Source organism: Microcoleus sp. FACHB-SPT15 (assembly GCF_014849525.1).
In the GTDB taxonomy this organism is placed as follows: Bacteria; Cyanobacteriota; Cyanobacteriia; order Cyanobacteriales; family Coleofasciculaceae; genus Symplocastrum; species Symplocastrum torsivum.
Window position 1 is genome coordinate 75,962 of the sequence record NZ_JACJNU010000059.1, and the last position, 20,731, is coordinate 96,692.

Sequence of the window (20,731 nt, forward strand, 5' to 3'; positions counted from 1 at the left end):
GAACTAGGAATTGCTAGTAGGTTTTGTATGTACCTGGCTTTCACCGATTCTTCTCATCTTTTATTCAAAATCCACTTCCCTATCCCTCCTCTAGCAAACGAGGAAAAGTAAAACCCAAAATCGGTGATGAGTCGAACCTACAAAGCCACTGGAATCAATCTCAAAAGTATGCCGCTAGGAGAAGCGGACAGATTAGTAACAGTCTTGACACCGGAGTTTGGGCTGATTCGGGTAGTGGCACCGGGCGCACGTAAGCAAAACTCAAAATTGGGAGGCAGAAGTGGCTTGTTTGTCGTTAATGAGCTGCTAGTCGCCAAAGGGCGATCGCTTGACAAAATTACCCAAGCTGAAACTATAGAATCTTATCCTGGCTTAAGTAAAGATCTCAGTAAGTTGGCGGCAAGTCAATATCTAGCAGAATTAGTCCTGTGTTACGCCTTAAGCGAACAGCCACAGGAAGAACTCTACGCCTTACTCAATGAACATCTACGGCGTTTAGAACACTTGCCCAAATCCTCTACTGACAAGTTGAAGACAGCCTCTGTACTGGCGCACTTATCTCACGGAGTCTTTCACTTACTAGCGCTAGCGGGTGTCGTTCCTCAAGTTCAAGTTTGTTGTGTGACGCAGCACGCACTTAAGCCAGATTTTACTGATCCGAATTGGCGGGTTGGTTTCAGTATCGATGCGGGTGGTGCTGTCAGTTTGGCAGACAATAAGACTGTAGCTCAAAGTTTACCCCGTCCAGTTCTCGCCAGAGGAGGAACAATCCCTCCGGCGAGTGCCAGCGATGCGAGTGATGTTCAGACGTCTCCTCCCCCACGGCTGTACGCTAAACTCACTGCCTTGGAGTTGACGCTGCTCCAAAAACTAGCCCAAGCCCAATTGCCTCAGCTTAGTACCCTGTTACCAGAAGGAGGTTTATTTACGGTTGATTCTCTGGATACAGCTTGGGTGAAAGTCGAGCGAGTTTTACGGGATTATGCCCAGTATCACTTTGGTCGAGCAATTCGCTCAGCAACGTTAGTCGATGCTTTATCTATCCCTGACTTTTGAACGTTCCACTTCTTTAATAAGTGCTTTGAGGTCGATTTTAGATAAAAGTTTAACTTATTACAAAACGAGAGAGAATGCGATTATCTGAATCAGAACGAGCAATAACATATTCTTCAAAAAAAATATCCAATCCTATGGCGAAATCGAGCTACTCTGAAGCCGATGAGTTAACGCCTACCGAAGCTAACGGTTTTCTACCCAACACTGATGATGCCCGTGTTGAACCCTCAAAACTGGGATTTGTTCCGGTTCTAAAAAACCGTAACTTTCTAACGCTATGGAGTGGTCAGGTTTTTTCTCAACTGGCAGATAAGGTTTATCTGGTGCTGATGATTGCGATCATTGCCAGCCGTTTTCAAGATGCAAATCAAACGATCAGCGGTTGGGTATCAGCACTGATGATTGCGTTTACGATCCCAGCAGTACTGTTTGGTTCAGTTGCTGGGGTTTTTGTAGACCGATGGTCGAAAAAGGCTGTGCTGGTAGCAAGCAACCTCCTGCGAGGCATCTTAGTCTTGGCTGTACCTCTATTGTTGTGGATTACTCAAGACTGGAAACCGATCTATAGTTTGCCTGTAGGCTTCTATGTGTTGCTGGGGATTACTTTTTTGGTTTCCACACTGACCCAGTTTTTTGCTCCGGCAGAGCAGGCGGTGATTCCACTGATTGTGAAGCATCAAAACTTGCTCTCAGCGAACTCACTTTACACGACAACGATGATGGCTTCGTTGATTATTGGCTTTGCCGTGGGTGACCCAATCCTCGCACTGACGGATAGCCTGGTGCGTTGGCTAGGGTTTGAGTGGGATTTTGGGAAAGAATTACTGGTAGGTGGCTCTTATGCGATCGCAGGCTTACTATTACTACTCCTGAAAACAGGTGAAAACAGAGATGAGCCTGAAGGGGAGGTGCCTCATGTCTTTTCAGACATCCGGGATGGTCTACGCTATCTCAAACACAATCGGCGCGTCCGCAATGCTTTAGTGCAACTGGTGATTCTTTTTTCCGTCTTTGCCGCTTTAGCTGTTTTAGCCGTGCGCTTGGCAGAAACCCTCCCCGGTATCAAGACCTCTCAGTTTGGCTTTTTATTAGCCGCTGGTGGTGTTGGCATGGCTTGTGGCGCCGCCATTCTGGGACACAGGGGTCAACAGGTTTCCCATACCAAACTCAGCCTATATGGTTCTGTGGGTATGGCTGCATCGCTTATCGGGGTGTCCGTATTTACCCATCATCTCTGGCTCACGTTACTGATGACGACGCTTTTGGGTGGTTTTGCAGCCTTGGTCGGTATCCCGATGCAGACAACAATTCAGGGAGAAACACCGCCAGAGATGCGAGGAAAGGTGTTTGGTTTACAAAACAATGCAATCAATATTGCCTTGAGCTTACCCTTAGCTTTAGCAGGTTTTGCCGAGACTTTACTGGGGTTGGAGACAGTATTTTTAGGTTTAGCGACACTTGTAGTCGCTGGAGGCGTCTTAAACTGGTATATTTCCCGTACAGGATCATCTATGTCACCCAACGCTGACAAATAGAGACTCGATAAACAATCTGAATGCATATCGCCTGGATCGGAAAAAAAACACCATTTTGTGGCAATGTAACTTACGGTCGAGAAGTTACTAATGCACTACTAGACCGGGGTTACCAAGTCAGCTTCCTTCACTTTGCCCAGGAAGAAGCCGACGATCGCACTTGGTCAGGTTGTCAGGAAGTGTCGCTGCCTTTCATCTACAAGTCTCAGGTTTACACCATACCCACACTCAAAGCGAGTAAGGTGTTAACGCAATCGCTTAAGCAACTACGACCTGATATCGTTCATGCCTCCCTGACGTTGTCTCCTTTAGACTTCCTACTTCCGGAAATCTGCGAGGAACTCAATATCCCGCTCGTCGCTACCTTTCATCCGCCTTTTGATGGTAAGCGGCGAAACCTCAAGTCAGGAACACAACTGTTCACCTATCAGCTATACGCGCCATTTTTGGCACACTATGACCGGGTAATTATCTTTTCTCAGCTTCAGCGGAATTTCCTAGTGCGGCTAGGTGTACCTTCTCAGAAGTTGGCTGTTATCCCGAATGGAGTTGATGTCCAAAAATATTCTCCGGGTTCATCCAACTTCAAATCACAACTAAAAGCTCAACGCTTGTTTGTTTACCAAGGTCGAATTTCTACAGAAAAAAATGTTGAAGCCCTACTCAAAGCTTGGAAGCAATGTGAACTTGGCGAATCTAGCAAGCTAGTGATTGTGGGTAACGGCTCTCTTTGGGCTTCTTTAATGCCCTTCTATGGAGAAGAACACAGTATTATCTGGCTGGGATTTGTTGCGGATGAACAGCGGCGAATTGATATTCTGCGGGCAGCAGATGTATTTATTTTGCCGTCTCTCTTGGAAGGACTGTCCCTATCATTACTAGAAGCGATGGCTTGTGGCGTTGCTTGTGTCGCAACCGATGCGGGTGCAGATGGAGAAGTTTTGGAGAATGGCGCAGGTGTCGTTCTCAATACTCATCGGGTAACCTCCCAACTTCACACTCTTTTGCCTCAGTTTCGTGATCACCCAGAATGGACAGCATTACTAGGACAAAAGGCAAGGGCGCGAGTTTTAGAGCGCTACACCCTCAGTGACAATATCACCCAGCTCGAAGCTCTGTATGCTGAGGTTTTACAACTGCGACGTGTACAGTTGAGTAGTCGTGCGTAGCAGGTGTATTGAACGTGTTCTTCCCTTTGCCGTCGTCTTGAAGACTAATCAGCCAACTGATGATGCAAAGCGCCAAAGATAAAACGGCGGAGTTACTTGTATATCGCTACTTTATGGCTAGAATCTTCTAGCTACGTTAGATAGGCGTGCTAATTCATTCAGATCTTGGCGCAGGCTCACCCACTCGCGTTCAACACTAGTGCTTAGACGTTGGCGACGTATGAAATTGTCGATTCTTGATGCCTGATTGAGTACTTCTTGAACATTGTCTGAGATTCTTTGACCTCTGTCGAAGCGATCGCGTAGACCTTTTGTTGCTTCTTCAAAGTCTCTGACAAACTGGTTGATGTTATCTTCCCGATTAGAGCCATTCAAACGGCTGTCATCGAGGGTAGAGTCCAGAGAATCACGAAGTCGATCAGTACGGTTCTCGATTTGATTGAGAATCTGCTGAGTTGACCCATTTAACGCAGGACGCTCAAAACGGTCTGCTAGTATCAACGGCATTGCCTCGCTGAGATTTTCAACAGCTAGCGCAGCTTGGGTAGAGGAAGCGGCATAAGCCTGAGTAGGTGCAATGACGTAAATTGCACTAGAAGCCACCAGAACCGTTCCTATAGTTAAAACCTTTGAGAGTTTCATTTTGGTTCCTTGAGTGAGGGACTACCAATGTGCATGAACTACTCTCAAAGTACTTTCAGAGAATCGCTAGAGTCTTCACCCAGTCGATTCACCTGAATGGATGAATTTTTTATTCTACTTTCCTAAGACCTTGATAAACTTCTGTCGAAAAAATTAGGGAAAGTAAAGGGTCTAGCCCTTTCCCTTTCCCCTATTGAGCTAATAAAGTGCAAAGGTATTACTAAAAAAGGAATCCAATCCGGCTTTATGCGTTACATAAACGCCAATCTCCGCTTCTTGACCAAATAATTTCCTTGATTATTTAATGGACAACTTGGAGCTAGAAACCTGTGTTTTTCAAAGGTCAAAGAACATTTGATTTTTCAGAGATGAACTCAACATTTTGGTGAACCTTGCCATTTTTTTGATTGGTATGACCATTCCCATTGCGGGGCTGAATTACGCCATATCCACCATGGTTACGCTCGTAAATCACGTTGATCTCGTCGGTTTTAGCATTCCGAAACATATAAAAGTCGTGATCTACTAGTTGTAGTTGTTCTAAAGCTTCCTCAATAGTCATGGGCGGCATGGCAAAATACTTCATGCGTAGCACTTCACTAGGTAGTTCAGGAGTGCGATCGCCAATTAGATCAGGCGCAACGGGTACGTCATCAACGATTACACCAGTTTTCGGTTGGTCATGAGTCTTCCGGTGTTGTAGCTTCTCTTTGTATTTTCGTAGCTGGCGATGAATCTTATCTGCAACTAAGTCAATGCTGGCGTATAAATCTTCACTACCTTCTTGAGCACGAATTACTGTTCCATTGGCATAAATCGTCACTTCAGCAGTTTGCTTAGAGTTTATCCGGGGGTTTTTCGCCACAGATAAATGTACATCTACCTCGGTTGTCATCGTCTGAAAGTGACTGACAGCCTTTTCAATTTTTTGATGTACATACTCACGGATTGCATCAGTGATGTCGATGTTTTTGCCCTGGATCACTAGCTTCATACTGACTTACTCCATCCTGTACTGTTTGAGTCAAAAAGGGCGGCGGAATCTAGATTTGCCGCTCTTTGGAGATACTTTCATTGTATGACTCAGCTTTTTAGCACCAAGACGAGATTAAGAAAACGATAAGCTTCAGGTTAACTCTTTACACATCTCTTCACTCAGCAGAGCGGTAACTTTGACAGAATTCAGGTACAGTAGCACCTTGTAGTCTGGAAATAAGAACTTTGATTTCTCTTTAGATTCCTTTGCATTCTTTGACAATATCCTCTAAAAGCGGAGTAGAACGTGCGACAGCGATGCTTGTTAGACAACCAAGGGGTAGTGCCTTATTCCGTGGCTTGGGACTGGCAGCGATCGCTTTTGGAAGAACGTATCAAAGACGCTAGTCTTGATGATGTCCTCCTCTTACTGGAGCATCCACCTGTTTATACACTCGGTCAGGGAGCAAGTCTAGAATTTCTCAAGTTCAATCCGAGTGAAGTGCCTATAGAGGTTCACCGGGTTGAACGAGGTGGTGAGGTGACGTATCATTGTCCTGGGCAGCTAGTGGGTTACCCGATTTTGAATCTGCGGCATTATCAGCAAGACTTGCACTGGTATTTGCGACAGTTAGAGGAAGTCTTGATTCAGTTATTAGCTAGCTATGGACTAAAAGGCGATCGCATTGCTGGAATGACTGGTGTTTGGCTAGAAGGACGTAAAGTTGCAGCCATTGGCATCAAAGTATCTCGGTGGATTACCATGCATGGCTTTGCCTTAAATGTTTGTCCTGACCTTACAGGCTTTGGGCGGATTGTACCTTGTGGGATTGCCGATAAACCTGTTGGTAGTCTGGCTCAGTTTATCCCAGGTATTTGTGTAGAGGACGTGCGAACGTCTGTTGCCGCTGCCTTTGCAGAGGTTTTTGGCGTTGAGCTAATTCAACATCCGTCTAAAAACGTCAAACACTAAGCTTTTCTTCCCAAAGCCGTCTGATAAGTTTGCCCTCCTGCCGAAGTTCTCTTAATCTTTTGTTATCGTTTTCTAAGTAAAAGGTTTCCTCAAGCTTGCCAAACTTAATTACCAGTTTATTTACCCCAATCATTTGGTAATCAAGGATTCGAGGAGTATCACCCGTTAAGCTTTTATTGGTAAAAACTAAATTTGGCTGATTAGCATCAACACACCAAGACATCTGTCCCGATTCATCTTTAGTTACATAGTTCCAAGCCATTTTTACCCCAAATTCTGCTTCACTAAGCTGGTGAATTTGGCTGATTGCAAGGAGTTCTTGCTCATCGAGTAAACCCACTGTTACCTTAACAAGCTTAGAAACCCAAACTCCTCTGGAGCGAAACCAAAAATCATATAGGTCATGGTGAAAAAACATAGACACCTCTTTGTATTCCTACTTGGTGCAAAGTAGACCAAAGCTAATCTTTTTGTTAGTTAATAGGTGCAATCAATAGCTCAAGTCCACTAGTGAATTCTTCAATCTAACGAGCTATATTTCCGCGAAGTTGGAAAAATGATGCAGCATCCAACGACAAATCGGAAGTTTTTCTAAATTTCTTACGGATGAAGTAAACACTCCGCTGAAGAGAAGAAGGTAATAATGCTCTTTCATTGTTGCCTCAGCTTCGTGCTGAGGTTTTTTTTATGGAGGACTACTACACAAACTTGCGAGATTTGCTAGAGGCAAGCAAATGGAAGGAAGCTATATTCAAGACCGGGCGAATGGAATTCGCGTCTAGACAAACGCAGTCCGCCTGCGCGGACTAACGAAAAAACAAGAACTTTAAAGCTGCGTAGTGCGCTACGCGCAGCGCAAGCGCGATAGGCAGGTGCGTGTTTGTATAGCTGCGGTTTCAACCGCCAAGCTACTCACTAGGCAGTTCCCAATCAGAAAATATCGATTTATTCCGATGGTGAAATGCTTGATTCCTAACGTAATTAGTCATTGATGCATAGATAACTTCCTGAATATCTGGTGTAATCAAAGGCAATCTATCCCAAGTTGCCCAAACGCAATGAACATACAACTGCGTTAAATTTGCCCTCATGTCATTACCCTTTCACACCACTACCAGTATCAGTTGGCACGATGTAGCGCTGCATCAAGAGGAAAAATAACAAGACTGGGGCAATTGAAATAACTGAACCTGCCGCAATGAGACGCCAATCCAGGGAAAATGTACCCGCAAGAGTTGCCACTCCTAAAGGTAGCGTGTAGTATTCCTCTCGATCCAAGACAATTAACGGCCAAAGGAAGTCGCTCCAAGAGCCGATGAAGACGAATATTGCCAGTGTTACCAATGCGGGACGAACGGCTGGCAGCATCACATTCCACCACAACCCTAATTCAGAACAGCCATCAATCCGAGCGGCTTCTTCTAGTTCCTTTGGGACACCTTGAAAGGCTTGTCGCAGTAGAAAAATCCCAAAGGCGGAGGCAATACCCGGAAAAATCACACCGAGATAGGTATTTTTTAAACCAAGCTGTACGGTCAAGATGTAGAGGGGAATCATCACGATTTGGAAGGGAATCATGATGGTCGAGATGATACTAGCAAAAATTAAGTCACGACCTCGGAAGTTTAGCCGCGCTAGTGGGTAAGCGGCGAGGGAGCAGAACAAAAGGTTTAAGCTGACAGTGACTACTGCAACAACGGTACTGTTAAATAAGTACTGCCCAAAGGGTTTGCTTTGCCAGACGGTAACAAAGTTTTGGAATGTTGGCTGGCTAGGCAACAGTTGCGGGGGAGATTGGAAGATGTTTTCGGCTGGCGATTTGAGCGATGTGCTGATTAGCCAAAGCAGAGGAAAGAGCATCACAAAAGCGATCGCACTTAACAGCACATACATCCAAATGGCTTTCAATTTTGAATTTTGACGCTTAAGTAGTTTTATGTTTAAGTCGAATGTCATTACTTAAATACGGTTAAATCCAGTTTCTGTACAAACTAATTGCAGGGGCTTGTCCCACTGATCAATAGGAAGCTGGGAAAAGTGAGCAAATTCAAACACAATCCCAATTGTCGGCTTAGATGCCCACTCCGTTGAACTTAGCATCCGGTCGTAAAAGCCACCACCGTAACCCAAACGATACCCTCGTTTGTCGCAAGCAACGGCTGGAACTAGGATTAAATCTACTTCCTTGGGTGACAACCTTGGGGAATCGGGGTGAGGTTCAAAAATGCCTAATTTCTCCTTTTGCAAGGGTTCTCCAGGCTTCCAGCGATGCCACGCGAGGGATTTGCCTTGGACTCGTGAGAAGCCCCAGTGGTGTTTAGAGTTTGTAAATAAAGGGCTGAGTTCTGGTTCTTGCCGAAAGCTGAAATACGCCAGGATGGTCTGAGACGAGGTAAATAGGGGTAAGGATTGGAGGTGGGTACAGATGCGATCGCTCTTTTCCCGCCATTCTTCGAGTGGCATAGATTGGCGAGTCTCAAGAAGCGATCGGCGTAATTCCCTTTTTTCCATGCAAGTTATCTCTTAAATTTCATCTGTCTACTTATTACAAGTTTTGTATCGTGCTGGTTCATTGCCTATGCCAAGCTGAGATCATGAGCCTATAGGTCTTTGTTTGTGCAAGTTGTAAGAGAATGTCAGTAACCTCAAATCCTTCCCTACGAGAACAACAACATCCCCTGATTCGTCAATTAGCTGACTGCATTGAGTCTAACTGGCAGCACTACCTGGAACTCTCACCCTATCCCCTACCCACTGAGTTAGGCTACGTGGAAGGAAAACTGGAGGGAGAAAAACTGACGATTGAAAACCACTGCTATCAGACACCTCAGTTTCGGAAACTGCATCTGGAACTCGCAAAAGTTGGTAAAACGTTGGATATCTTGCACTGTGTGATGTTTCCTCGTCCAGAGTACGCCCTACCAATGTTTGGTTGCGATTTAGTGGGTGGTAGAGGACAAATTAGTGCTGCGATCGCTGATCTCTCACCTCTCTCTCGTGAGCGTATCTTACCGGATTCCTATCGCCAAGCTTTAGGTGCCTTGCCAACACCTGAATTTTCTCAACAGCGAGACTTGCCAGATTGGGGAGATATTTTCTCAGAATTTTGTCTATTTATTCGACCGGGTAGTCCAGAGGAAGAACGTCAGTTTCTCTCGCGGGTAGAAAGCTTTTTGCAGATTCACTGTGCCTTTGCGGTTCAAGCCTCACCTGTATCTGAAGAACAACAAGCAGAGATTTTGGAGAGTCAACACTACTACTGCACCAAGCAGCAGCAGAACGACAAAACTCGTCGTGTGCTGGAAAAAGCCTTTGGGGTGGATTGGGCAGAACATTACATGACTTCGGTTCTTTTTGACTTGCCAACAACCGCTTAAAAAGATAGACAGGGGCTGATTTCTAGGCTCACAACCTTAGCTTGCTACTCACAAACCTACTATCTTACCCCGTAAGATGGATGAAGTACAGCAATAAAAGCTTTAAATACTCTATCCAGAGAATTATGGGGCATAAACCAGGGATAAAAGATCAGCTATCCTCAAAACTGATAACCCGCTGGGCAATTATCCTAGCTGTGCTAGGAGCGATCGCAACCGGGGCTACTGCCATTTATACCGTCAGCTTTGCCGATCAGCGCCAACTGGACGAGTCCAGCCCTACCCGCTCTCCAAGTCCTGCGATTAAAGCTGTTACTGCCTTAGGACGCTTAGAACCAGAAGGGGAAGTCATTCAACTATCTGCCTCAAATTCGCTGCAAGGAGCAAAGGTTGCTCAACTGCTGGTTTCTCAAGGCGATCAGGTTCGTGAGAAACAAGTGATTGCAGTATTGGATAGTCGCGATCGCTTACAAGCCGCGCTAGAGCGTTCCCAAAAACAGGTCAAAGTCGCTCAAGCAAATCTGGAAAAAGTCAGAGCAGGTGCTAAACTTGGCGCAATTGGCGCTCAGGAAGCCACAATCAAACGTCTAAAAGCAGAATTGGACGGTGAGAAAACTGCCCAACAGACAACTGTTACTCGGTTACAAACTCAACTGTTGGAGGCAAGACAAGCGCAAGATGCGATCATCAGGAGATTAGAAGCTGAGTTACGCAGCGTCCAAACAGATTTTGAACGCTATCAAAAGCTAGCGCAGGATGGTGCAATACCGGCAACAGAATTAGACACCCGCCGCTTAAAAGTAGAAACAGCAATCGAGCAACTTAGTGAAGCACAAGCGAATCGAAACCAGGCTTTAACAACCCTCAGCGAACAACTCAAAGAAGCCGAAGCCAACCGTGACAAAACCACTGCTGTCTTAGAAGAACAGATTAACGAAGCAACGGCAACCCTGGCACAGATTAAGGAAGTTCGTCCAGTTGATATTCAACAAGCAGAAGCAGAGGTGGAAAGTTCTCTTGCAGCCGTTGGAGAAGCCCAAGCTGACTTGGAATTAGCCTATGTGCGGGCACCTGTAGCGGGTCGAATTTTGAAAATCAATACCCTTGCTGGAGAAAGCATTAACGAACAGGAAGGTATTGCTGAACTAGGCCAAACTGATCAGATGGTTGTCATCGCCGAAGTTTATGAAAGTGATATTAGTAAAGTACGCCTCGGCCAGCGAGTTACCGTAACTAGCGAGGGGAAATCCTTTGAGGGCGAACTCCGGGGGAATGTTAGCCAAATTGGTCTAAGAATTGGCAAAAAAGATATTCTAGACACTGACCCTGCCTCTGCGGTTGATGCCAGAGTTGTAGAAGTAAACATTCGTCTTAATCCAGAAGATAGTAAGCGTGTGTCGAGCTTAACCAACTCAAAAGTTATTGTAGAAATATTGCTATAAAACTTTTCAGTTGAATGAGGTACAGATCAGGTGTGTGAAGACTAGAGAGAGCAATGAAAAAAAAAGCTGATAGCTGACGGCTTTCTGCTATATAACTGAGAGCTAAAGGCTTTAAATAGAGTTTAAGAATTGGCAGCCTAACTTCATCCTTAATTCTTATTTTGCAATTCAATATTTTGTAATAAAATTGAGACTAAGTAACGTATGAGAATACCTCTAGCCTGGTTACAACTCAGCCGCGAAAGAATGCGGTTATTCGTGGCACTTGCAGGGATTGGCTTTGCTGATATTTTGATGTTCATGCAACTGGGCTTTCGGGATGCTCTATTTGAAAGTGCAGTAGTTTTGCATAAAAACTTACAGGGCGACATTTTTCTCGTCAGCCCTCAATCAACGTCAACAATCGCGATGAAAAGCTTTCCGGCTCGGCGCTTGTATCAAACGCTTGGGTTTGAGGGGGTCAAATCAATTAGTCCAGTTTATTTAGATTTTGCCTTATGGAAAAATCCCCAAACTCGTGGAACTCGGAGCATTCTCGTTTTGGGGTTTAATCCAGCAGATAGTGTTTTAACTTTGCCCGGAGTAACGGATAATCTAAGTACTCTAAAAATAGCAGATGTCGTTTTATTTGATGACACGTCTAGACCAGAGTTTGGTTCAGTTGCCCAGGAATTTAATGCAGGAAAAGACGTTACGACTGAAGTGGGAGGACGCCGAATTCGAGTTGGTGGAATATTCAGCCTAGGTGCTTCTTTCGGGGCGGATGGAAATATTGTCACCAGCGATTTGAATTTTTTACGCCTGTTTCCAAGTCGAGAAAAGGGATTGATTGATATTGGCATTATTAACTTAGAACCCGATTCAGATCTGCAATTTGTAATCAAAAACCTGAAACAGAGCCTACCCAAGGATGTTAATGTTTTGTCAAAGGAAGAATTTATTGCCCTTGAGAAAAACTACTGGCAAACTAGTACAGCTATTGGCTTTATTTTTACCCTAGGTACAGGGATGGGTTTGATTGTTGGGACGGTAATTGTTTATCAAATTCTCTATACTGATGTTTCTGACCATTTGCCAGAATACGCAACTTTAAAAGCGATGGGTTATAAAAATAGCTATCTCTTGATGGTGGTATTTCAAGAAGCTCTGATTCTTGCCGTGCTAGGTTATTTACCGGGATATTCTCTAGCTATGGGACTCTATACTTTAACAAGAACTGCGACTAATTTACCCATGGCAATGAACCTTGCTAAAGCCGTGTCAGTATTAATCATGACAATTATTATGTGTGCAGTTTCCGGCGCGATCGCAGTACGAAAACTACAGGCAGCAGACCCAGCGGATATCTTTTAGAATAGTGAAAATCTAGAGTGAGGTAGTCAGTGGTTAGTCCAAACCTCAGCAACAATTCAACGTTGGGACAAAGTACTTGGGTAGACCCGTTTTCGAGCCATCCCATGCCTCAACAGCCAGTTGTATCAATCAACAATCTGAGTTATTACTTTGGGAAAGGTTCGCTGCGTAAGCAAATTTTGTTTAATATCAGCTTGGAAATCCAGGCGGGAGAGATTGTACTGATGACGGGGCCTTCTGGCTCAGGGAAGACCACTTTACTGACGTTGATGGGAGGATTGCGATCGCCTCAAGAGGGTAGCCTGAAAGTTTTGGGTAAAGAACTGAGGGGAGCGTCAAAAAATCACCTGGTGGAAGTCCGTCGCAACATTGGTTACATCTTCCAGGCTCACAACTTGCTCAAGTCCCTTACTGCTCGCCAAAATGTGCAGATGTCTTTGGAACTACACCCTGAAATTTCTTCGCAAGAGGCTGTTGCTAAGTCAGCCGCGATGCTGAGAACTGTAGGCTTAGGCGATCGCATCAATTACTACCCGGATAGCCTTTCTGGAGGGCAAAAACAGCGAGTTGCGATCGCACGCGCCTTGGTGAGTCATCCGAAATTAGTCTTAGCAGACGAACCAACAGCCGCACTCGACAGTAAATCAGGTCGTGATGTTGTCGAATTGATGCAACGGCTTGCCAAGGAACAGGGATGTACGATATTGATGGTTACTCACGATAACCGGATTTTGGATATCGCTGACCGTATCGTTCATATGGAAGACGGACATCTGCAAAAAGATACCGCCATCTAAAACTAGAATTTTATGATGTCTCGAATAAACTTGGCTTTGAGCGTGTTAACAATCCTATCTTTCCTTGCTGACGAGATACCTGTAGCTGCTCAAAGTGAAACGTTTAGCTTACCTCCAGCCGTGCTAGCTATGCAGGGGCAGCAGGAGAGTGCTGAACCAATCGTCGTTGCCGAGTTAGTGGAACAACTTCGCACTGCCAATGTTGAACAGCGTCGGGAAATTATTCAACAACTGAGCGACACCCAACAGAATATTGTGCCAGCATTGGTTAGAGCTATGGACGACCCCGATCCTCTGCTCAAAAGTGGCGTGGCAGAGGTACTGGGAAATCTCACTAATGAGGCAGTGCCAGCCATTCCTGGATTGATTGAGATGATGAACGATGGGCGAAGAGCGATCGTACCAGGGTCGTTCAGTTCCGGATTTTACCCAAATATAAGACCGATAAGACTTCCTGTTCTTTCTTCTCTTCCTCTTCCTGCCTCTGCAAATGTTGAAGAGCGGCGCAGTCCACCTACTCCTCCCGAAAACCCCGAAAACCTGCTGCGGATTACAGCGATCATTGCGATCGGAAAAATTGGTTTACCTGCTAGAACATTAGCAACAGCACCCCTAACCCAAGCCTTGCAAGACCCCGATCCTTGGGTGAAGCTGAATGCGACCTGGGCGCTCTCGGAAATCGGAGCCTCTATCCCCTTACTGCCTCACTGGTTAGAAGCCTTACAGAACCCTGACCCTAACCTGCGTCGCAGTGCAGCGTCCGTTTTTCAAGATTCAAGCTCACTCCTGCGTAAAGTCTTGGGAGCGGAGGCTGATGACAGCACTACTGCCTCGCTGCTTACGGCACTTAAAGATGATGATGTTACGGTTCGGGATGCCGCCAGGGAAGCATTAGGACTGATGGGGACAGGGGCATTACCAGGATTAGTCCAAGCGTTAAAAGCACCAGAGCCAATAGTTCGCTTGGAGGCTGCGGAACTGGTGGGCAATCTAGGAGGATCGGCACAGTCTGCGGTTCCTAACCTCCTAGCACTATTGGGAGATACAGGGCGTTATGTGCCACCCGCCTCAAACCAAGGCGGCTTTGTTTTCCCCGCTTTACCCCCTTTGCCTCCGTTGTTTCCAGGCTCACGTCAATACCCCCTAGCCCCTAGTAATCCTGAGCAACTGGTGCGAGTCAATGCCGCTATTGCTCTGGGCAAGCTTAGCGATCGCAGTGCCATTCCTGGTCTGACTACTGCCCTAAAGGATAATAATCCTTGGATGCAGCTTGCAACTGGGTGGGCATTACTCCAATTGGGACAGGCTCAAGGCTTGCCTGTTGTCGGGCGATTGGTGCAGCACCCCGATTCATCAATTCGGCGGGAGGCATTGTCTCAGTTAGAGGGCTATGGTTCACAGTCTACGCCTTATATTCTGCCCTACTACACAGCCCGATTAGACTCTGCCGATGATAACGAACGCAATGGCGCAATTATTCGGATTGGGGATTTTGGGGCAGCCGCGTTGGATCTGGTACCCAAGCTCCGGGCAATACTTGTCGGCAACCAGAAAGACTCGCCAGGGTATGCCGCAACAATTTTAGGAGAAATTGCGCGGGATACAGCTATCGCTTGGCAGAATGGCAATCTTTCAGCTAACCAACGCCAACAAGCGATCGCTGAATTGAGCAAAGTGCTGAATATCATGCAGGCTCCCAATGCTCGGTTTAACCGTGAACCAGTTGAGCGCGTCCGTAATGCCGTGACTACACTCCGAGGAGTGACACCGTAGTTGGGCGACGAAAGTATAAACGTTCTAGGGGGTGTTATCAATTAAGCCACAAGTCCTCTCTTCTAGAAGAATTCTGAACACAGCCACTTCTATATTCTTCTTGTTCACAAACTATTCACAATCGATTAGTAGCATTTGTTTTAGTCATTAATCACGCTCTGTTGCCCTTCCAAACCTAATCTGGGAGGGCTTTTTTATACCAAGCTTCCAACAAAGCCTGATCAACTTTAGAGCTTCTGCCCTCTGCCTTCTGCTATACATGATGCTTAGCTCGAATCGCTAGAGCGATCGCTAACCAATTAATTTAAAGATTAATGTACCCTGAGGAATCTAATTAATTGGGGTTGAGAGAGTTACTGAACACCCGCCCGTTTGGGTTTTAAGGTTACATTGACACCTTCACTCGATTGTTGCAGTACTAGTAAAGGGGTTGGTTTTGCCTTTTGATCCCAACGAATTAAAACAATGCGACCTTGAATGGTTGGTTGCCAACTATCTTGATCGTCTTCTGGGCTAAGAAATGTCTCAATACAGTCAATAATCTGACTAATTGTTGCAGAGGTTGCTTGCGTGGGTAATTTCATCAATCTGATTTGAATGCGAAACAAGACTCGTAGAGTACGTTTTCCCCCGCTTTCTGTTTCGTACATCACATCAAATATTTCATCCACTTGGCGCCCTGTCGTACTGGCAATACCAATCGCTGTTTTATTTCCCTGATTCGGTCGAAGCGCTACACTGATTAACTGCTTGACCTTAATTTTGATTTGGTTGACTACTGCAAAGTGAAACACCTCTTCATCCATACGCATTCTGAGGTAGTCCAAATTGAATTCACGAGAGTGAACCAAATCTGGATTGCTTTCCATCTTCCGGATGGTATTTAGAGCGAGCTTTAGCTTTTTTTGAAGGTCTGTGATTTTAAACTGCTCATATTTGAGCTTCTTTGCCATATCGTTGTATTTCAGCTTTCCGTACACCGCTAAACCAATAAGTATTAAGGCAAGACTAATAGAGACATACATCCAGATTTGCCCAGAAGGACGGGATTCTGGTGGACTCACGGGCGACGATGAGGGTTGCGACTTAACCGGAGCTTGAGCTAATACAGATTTTATAAGAAGGTTAGAAGTGGGCATAATCACTACTAGCTAGAACGCTGCATCTTTTTTTTAGAATGCACTTTTAGAGTGCATTCTGTGGATTAAAGTCATAGAAAGAAATAGATGAGGTGGAGAAGAGCTAATCGTTGATTAATGAAAGTCAAGAGTTTTAAATGAGACATTCTTAACGATTAACTTATTAATTATTTCTACACCTACCTTAATTTCAGTTTCGCCACCTTGCACGGTAACTTCGTGCGTCAATATGACATAAGTTGGGAAATTTAACATAGCGACCCAAGCCACCGGGCCACCAAGGTTCAAGTGACCAATAAAGTTGATTACCAGTCAAACCCTCACAGAGAAAGTCCATTGCATCTCCAACTAAATGACGGCTGTAAATAGCTCCTCCAACAGCGCGATTAATGGCAGGTGGACGATACCAACTTGTGATGATAAAGGGTCGCCCAATGCGATCGCGTGCCCGTTGCGCGAGTTTGGCAATGCGAACCATTGCATCAACTGTTGCTTGGTTAGGAGGCATTCGTGTACCACCATGGGTTGCCTCTGCCCAAGTAAAGTTACCATCAGGAATGATTGAGGCAGATAGTTGAATGTTTTGTGGTGTCCAACGGGCAGGACGCTTGGGAATCACTACAGGTAAAGGTTTCGGTGCCGCCTCTTTTGACTTGCGGCTAGCTTCATTCAGACGTTTTTGGTCTTCTAGTAAGCTAGAAATCGTCTGATTTCTGGTCGGTAAATTGCGCCAGAGTTGGACAAGGCGGATTAAAGCTTCTCGTTGGTGGTCACGTTCTTCATATGACCCAGGTACACGCCGCATAAAGGTTAGGAGTTCTCGATCTAGCTGAGTCGCCAGCTTGAGCATTGCTGTTTTGTCAGTGGTGCTAGTATTGAGCAGCTCTGGATTAATCCCTAGAGTTGTCAGCACACTAGCACGAGAATCGAGTTGTCGCCAGAGCCGAAACATCTCCGTGAGGGCATTTCGTTGACTGCCTTGCCCTTGATAGTACTCAGGAAGGCGTTGGACGAAGGCAACCAAAGCGGGATCGATGATCCGGAGGTTTTCCTCTGGGGAGGTGTTGGTTTTTAGAGAAGCGATCGCTTCTTCCCGTGTCCGCAACTGGCGCCATAATTGGGTCATGCGAATCAGCGCCTCTCGTTGCTGAGGATATCCCCCATAGTTAGCAGAAAGCCGCTGCACAAATTTCTTGAGTGGAACGTCCAACTGGGACTCATCGCTACTCGCTGCACTAACTTGAGTGGCAGGAACCAAAGATGCGATCGCAGCTTCACGAGTATCGAGTTCCCGCCAAACACGCACCGCTTCGAGTAACGCATCCCGTTGAAAAGGCAAGCCAGTGTAATACTCCGGAATTCGATCCACTAAGGTTAGAAGCGCTTTATCCAGATAGGCAAGATTTTGGGGTAAGCCTTGAGCTTTGAAGTCAGTTTCAAGGTCAGCCAAATAAGCTTTCAAGAGTTTATCAAAGTTAGACGCTTCTAAACGTGCAGTTGTTGGCTCATTAGCTGGTGGTGCATACCCTTTCGCAACGCTTTGAAGAAATTGGTCAGCGTAACGACCTTGCTCAGCTTGCCATATATCCCCAGCTTTCCAATCTTGAGCCACTAAACTATCGGTAAGCGAGCGGATAGCATTCGCTGCATATTGCACCTGTTCTGGGAAAGTGTTGACTTGCGCCAGTGGAACACGATTAGCTGGCGAGATACCCAAGCCAGTTTCTCCATCTGAAAGCGAAGGTGCCGCATGGGCTTGATAAAGTGCTGCCAGAATCGGCTTGTGAATACCCGCTCGTTCGGCTTCAATCAGGTAGTAATAATTGCGTTGGTCTGGTGAGAGTGTTGCCATGGCAGATTGTAAGAACCCAACTCCTATCCAGTTTGATTGATTACTTCGTTTATAAACCTGAGTGTTTTGTCAGTCGTCTTCCCGATGGCTAGATGACCATCGGTTAGTAGTCAGTCGTCAGTAGCAACAGACAACAGACAACAGACAACAGACAAAAAGCGACAACTTATGTACGAAGTGAGTTCGCCGGACTTGATGTTACAGCACTCATTACACAATAATCTATGCCTTTTGCACCGATTGAGCAGGGAATAACAAACAATTGCTTTAAAAATCTTCGTCTGATTGCCTCAGACATGGATGGTACGCTAACGCAGCAAGGCAAATTTCGGGCAAAGTTGTTTCAAGCCTTTGAGGATTTAAGTACAGCAAATTTACCAGTGCTAATTGTTACAGGTCGTTCAGCCGGATGGGTGAGTGGACTGGCGACTTACTTACCGATAGTGGGAGCGATCGCAGAAAATGGAGGACTATTTTATCCCACTGACAGTGATCACGCGATCGCCTTAACACCCATACCTGACTTAATCGCACATCGACAACAGCTAGAGGTTGCTTATCAACAACTCAAGTCAGAATTTCCTGATATTCAAGAATCAACTGACAATCGCTTTCGCCTGACTGACTGGACATTTGATAATCACAACCTGACACCCCCTCAACTAAAACACTTGGGGAATTTATGTCATTCAATGGGTTGGGGTTTTACCTACAGTTCTGTGCAATGCCACATCAAACCAGTCTCCCAAGACAAGGCAACGGCTCTGATGCAGGTACTAGGTGACTATTTCCCTCAGTACACACCAGAGCAAGTGCTAACTGTGGGTGATAGCCCAAATGATGCCAGTCTATTTAATCCTCAACTATTTCCCCTTTCTGTTGGTGTTGCCAATGTCTTGGATTACGCTAATGAACTCAGTTATCAACCCGCTTATGTTACCAAAAAAGGTGAAGGAGAAGGGTTTTGTGAATTGGCACAGTATTTAACTAATTCGTTAGATTCCTGATTGAGATAGGGTGTGTGGTTCAAATCCCCGACTTCTCCGAGAAATCGGGGATTTCGGGTTCAGAACCTGCTTCGCCCTTACAGAAGTTTGCTGCTAATTTTGGCTAGTCCCAAAGTACAGGCGGCTTAATTCTTCCAGAGAAACATCCGTTTCCGCTTGGGGATTGAGAAAGTAGCTATGAATGGGAAGGAGTTCTGCTGGACGGCGTGCGGTGGGTGAGGACACAATCTCCTTAATTAAGTTCAAGTACTCGTTTCCTGCGGCTTCCCAGGTATAGCAATTGAGTACATGCTGCTGACCACACTGGGCAAAATGCTCCCATTCTTGGGCATTGCAGAGCAACCGCTCTAATCCTCGCACAATATCAGCCGTGTCTTCTGGGTCAACTAGCACACCGTATTCCTTGTCGCCCTCTCGCAGACTCTCGCTGAGTCCTCCGTTTTTAGTTGCAACTACGGGTAACCCAGCCACGGCAGCTTCTAAGGGCGCAAGACCAAAGGGTTCAAAAAGTGACATTAGTGCAAATACTGAGCGGCGTTGGCTCATAAAGCGATAAGTTGCCGCAAGTGCGCCTTGATCAGGAACGCAAAAGGCACTGATTTTACCCCATAAGTTTTTCTCGTTCACAATCTCGCGGATGGGAGTCAATACGGTGCGTTCGACTTGCTCATCTTTGACTGGCTCACGTAGAGGGTTGTGCAGTCCAGCCGTAATCAGTACAAGATTGGCTTGTTCCTGAATTGTCTCACTCTGAGCGTAGGCTTGCACCAAACCTAGGGTGTTTTTCTTGGGAGATAATCGACTGGAGGCAAGAATCACAGGTAACTCCCGGCGTGACTCAGAAATATCCCGCGCTAAGCGCTCCTGAATTAGCTGATAGGTTGCTTCTTCATTGTGGGAGCGAGCCTTTGCACCAAAAACCGATGGCTCTACGCCTGGTGGAATTAAGGCAAAGCGAACATCGTTGTTTACATCAATGGCTCCCTGATAAGCAGGATGATTGTATTGCCCAAAACGTTCCTGTTTGAACGTACTGGTGATGTTGACGGCTGAACGATTCATACTCAACCGTTCAGCAAGTAGGCGGCGGCTAAAATAGTAGTATTCGTTGATCTGAGCGAGATTTTCTGGAGTGACGTGCAGTTTATCCATTTTCTGAGCACCAAGGGAATGAGCGGTGAACGTGAAGGGCACTCCTGTCTTATCCTCAATCAGCACACCACACAGTCCTCCATCCCCGTAGTGGGTGGTCATAGCGTCTGGTAAACGACCTTCTCCTTGATAGAGTTTCAGGATGTTGGGCACCCAATCGGTAACGAGATGAGGCCACAGTAACTCTTTACGCAAAAATTCTTTTGGCCCTGCGGGTAAGCGAATGATACGAACATTCTCCACATCTGGGTAAGTATCAAAGGTTTGAGCAAACTCAGGCCAATCTGGATCAATGATTTGGCGAGTCAGAATATCAACTTTATGTCCCTTACGAGCGATCGCGATCGCGACTTCCTTAACATAAACTAGCTGTCCCCCAAAATCGGCGTGTTCTGTTATGTAACTGTCCTGTGCATCGAAGTTGCCCTGCGGGTTGAGAAATCCAATATGCATCGCCCGATTCCTAATACGGCTTCATCCTGTCAGGTA

Annotated in this window: 19 protein-coding genes; 10 read left to right on the forward strand and 9 right to left on the reverse strand. The window is 45.8% G+C overall.

The genetic code is table 11. The annotated features are described in order from the left end of the window. Positions 1-126 precede the first annotated feature (126 nt). From recO to H6F98_RS23300, 3 genes are all read left to right on the forward strand, one after another. Positions 127-1,056 carry a DNA repair protein RecO gene (gene recO / locus H6F98_RS23290; protein WP_192221095.1) on the forward strand — a complete coding sequence of 310 codons (930 nt, stop codon included), beginning with the start codon at positions 127-129 and terminating at the stop codon, positions 1,054-1,056. A 74-nt stretch (positions 1,057-1,130) separates the two neighbouring features. Next, positions 1,131-2,591: an MFS transporter gene (locus tag H6F98_RS23295; RefSeq protein ID WP_192221096.1), complete on the forward strand. Its 1,461-nt coding sequence runs from the start codon at positions 1,131-1,133 to the stop codon at positions 2,589-2,591. A gap of 20 nt (positions 2,592-2,611) precedes the next feature. Next, positions 2,612-3,760 (forward strand): glycosyltransferase family 4 protein, encoded by a 1,149-nt coding sequence (locus H6F98_RS23300; protein ID WP_192221097.1) that lies wholly within the window; start codon positions 2,612-2,614, stop codon positions 3,758-3,760. A 117-nt stretch (positions 3,761-3,877) separates the two neighbouring features. On the opposite strand, the gene H6F98_RS23305 is transcribed toward H6F98_RS23300, so the two are convergent. Both H6F98_RS23305 and hpf read right to left on the reverse strand, forming a co-directional pair. After that, positions 3,878-4,402 (reverse strand): hypothetical protein, encoded by a 525-nt coding sequence (locus H6F98_RS23305; protein ID WP_192221098.1) that lies wholly within the window; start codon positions 4,400-4,402, stop codon positions 3,878-3,880. A gap of 343 nt (positions 4,403-4,745) precedes the next feature. Then, positions 4,746-5,396 (reverse strand): ribosome hibernation-promoting factor, HPF/YfiA family, encoded by a 651-nt coding sequence (hpf, locus tag H6F98_RS23310; protein ID WP_192221099.1) that lies wholly within the window; start codon positions 5,394-5,396, stop codon positions 4,746-4,748. Positions 5,397-5,684: 288 nt separating this feature from the next. Here hpf and lipB point away from each other — a divergent pair, with 288 nt between their 5' ends. Beyond that, entirely contained in the window at positions 5,685-6,350 is a 666-nt protein-coding gene (gene lipB / locus H6F98_RS23315; RefSeq protein ID WP_192221100.1) for a lipoyl(octanoyl) transferase LipB, read from the forward strand. Here the strand turns inward: lipB and H6F98_RS23320 are convergent. From H6F98_RS23320 to H6F98_RS23335, 4 genes are all read right to left on the reverse strand, one after another. Then, a complete protein-coding gene (locus H6F98_RS23320) occupies positions 6,340-6,774 on the reverse strand; it encodes a hypothetical protein (RefSeq protein WP_206759671.1) in 435 nt (144 codons plus the stop codon). The two genes, lipB and H6F98_RS23320, sit on opposite strands and share 11 nt — an antisense overlap. Positions 6,775-7,258: 484 nt before the next feature. Continuing rightward, entirely contained in the window at positions 7,259-7,441 is a 183-nt protein-coding gene (locus tag H6F98_RS23325; RefSeq protein ID WP_192221102.1) for a hypothetical protein, read from the reverse strand. A 4-nt stretch (positions 7,442-7,445) separates the two neighbouring features. Next, positions 7,446-8,243, reverse strand: a complete 798-nt coding sequence (locus H6F98_RS23330; protein WP_396813186.1) for a carbohydrate ABC transporter permease — start codon at positions 8,241-8,243, stop codon at positions 7,446-7,448. A gap of 66 nt (positions 8,244-8,309) precedes the next feature. Then, complete coding sequence (locus H6F98_RS23335; RefSeq protein WP_192221104.1) at positions 8,310-8,861, reverse strand: 5-formyltetrahydrofolate cyclo-ligase; 552 nt, start codon at positions 8,859-8,861, stop codon at positions 8,310-8,312. Between the two features lie 122 nt (positions 8,862-8,983). Between H6F98_RS23335 and H6F98_RS23340 the strand changes: the two genes are divergently transcribed. From H6F98_RS23340 to H6F98_RS23360, 5 genes are all read left to right on the forward strand, one after another. Continuing rightward, positions 8,984-9,727, forward strand: coding sequence for a phycocyanobilin:ferredoxin oxidoreductase (locus H6F98_RS23340; protein ID WP_192221105.1), 744 nt, complete (start codon positions 8,984-8,986; stop codon positions 9,725-9,727). A 125-nt stretch (positions 9,728-9,852) separates the two neighbouring features. Further along, positions 9,853-11,169, forward strand: coding sequence for an ABC exporter membrane fusion protein (locus H6F98_RS23345; RefSeq protein ID WP_192221106.1), 1,317 nt, complete (start codon positions 9,853-9,855; stop codon positions 11,167-11,169). 204 nt (positions 11,170-11,373) lie between these two features. Next, a complete protein-coding gene (devC, locus tag H6F98_RS23350; protein ID WP_192221107.1) occupies positions 11,374-12,522 on the forward strand; it encodes an ABC transporter permease DevC in 1,149 nt (382 codons plus the stop codon). Between the two features lie 104 nt (positions 12,523-12,626). Next, positions 12,627-13,319, forward strand: coding sequence for a DevA family ABC transporter ATP-binding protein (locus H6F98_RS23355; protein WP_192221243.1), 693 nt, complete (start codon positions 12,627-12,629; stop codon positions 13,317-13,319). A 12-nt stretch (positions 13,320-13,331) separates the two neighbouring features. Next, positions 13,332-15,092: a HEAT repeat domain-containing protein gene (locus H6F98_RS23360; RefSeq protein WP_192221108.1), complete on the forward strand. Its 1,761-nt coding sequence runs from the start codon at positions 13,332-13,334 to the stop codon at positions 15,090-15,092. Positions 15,093-15,445: 353 nt separating this feature from the next. On the opposite strand, the gene H6F98_RS23365 is transcribed toward H6F98_RS23360, so the two are convergent. Both H6F98_RS23365 and H6F98_RS23370 read right to left on the reverse strand, forming a co-directional pair. Next, positions 15,446-16,231 (reverse strand): hypothetical protein, encoded by a 786-nt coding sequence (locus H6F98_RS23365; RefSeq protein WP_192221109.1) that lies wholly within the window; start codon positions 16,229-16,231, stop codon positions 15,446-15,448. A 190-nt stretch (positions 16,232-16,421) separates the two neighbouring features. After that, complete coding sequence (locus H6F98_RS23370; RefSeq protein ID WP_192221110.1) at positions 16,422-18,083, reverse strand: D-Ala-D-Ala carboxypeptidase family metallohydrolase; 1,662 nt, start codon at positions 18,081-18,083, stop codon at positions 16,422-16,424. A 224-nt stretch (positions 18,084-18,307) separates the two neighbouring features. Here H6F98_RS23370 and H6F98_RS23375 point away from each other — a divergent pair, with 224 nt between their 5' ends. Continuing rightward, a complete protein-coding gene (locus H6F98_RS23375) occupies positions 18,308-19,090 on the forward strand; it encodes an HAD family hydrolase (RefSeq protein WP_192221111.1) in 783 nt (260 codons plus the stop codon). A 93-nt stretch (positions 19,091-19,183) separates the two neighbouring features. On the opposite strand, the gene H6F98_RS23380 is transcribed toward H6F98_RS23375, so the two are convergent. Continuing rightward, the gene (locus tag H6F98_RS23380; protein WP_192221112.1) at positions 19,184-20,695 is read right to left on the reverse strand and encodes a glycosyltransferase; all 1,512 of its coding nucleotides are present in this window, start codon (positions 20,693-20,695) and stop codon (positions 19,184-19,186) included. Between the last annotated feature and the right edge of the window lie 36 nt (positions 20,696-20,731).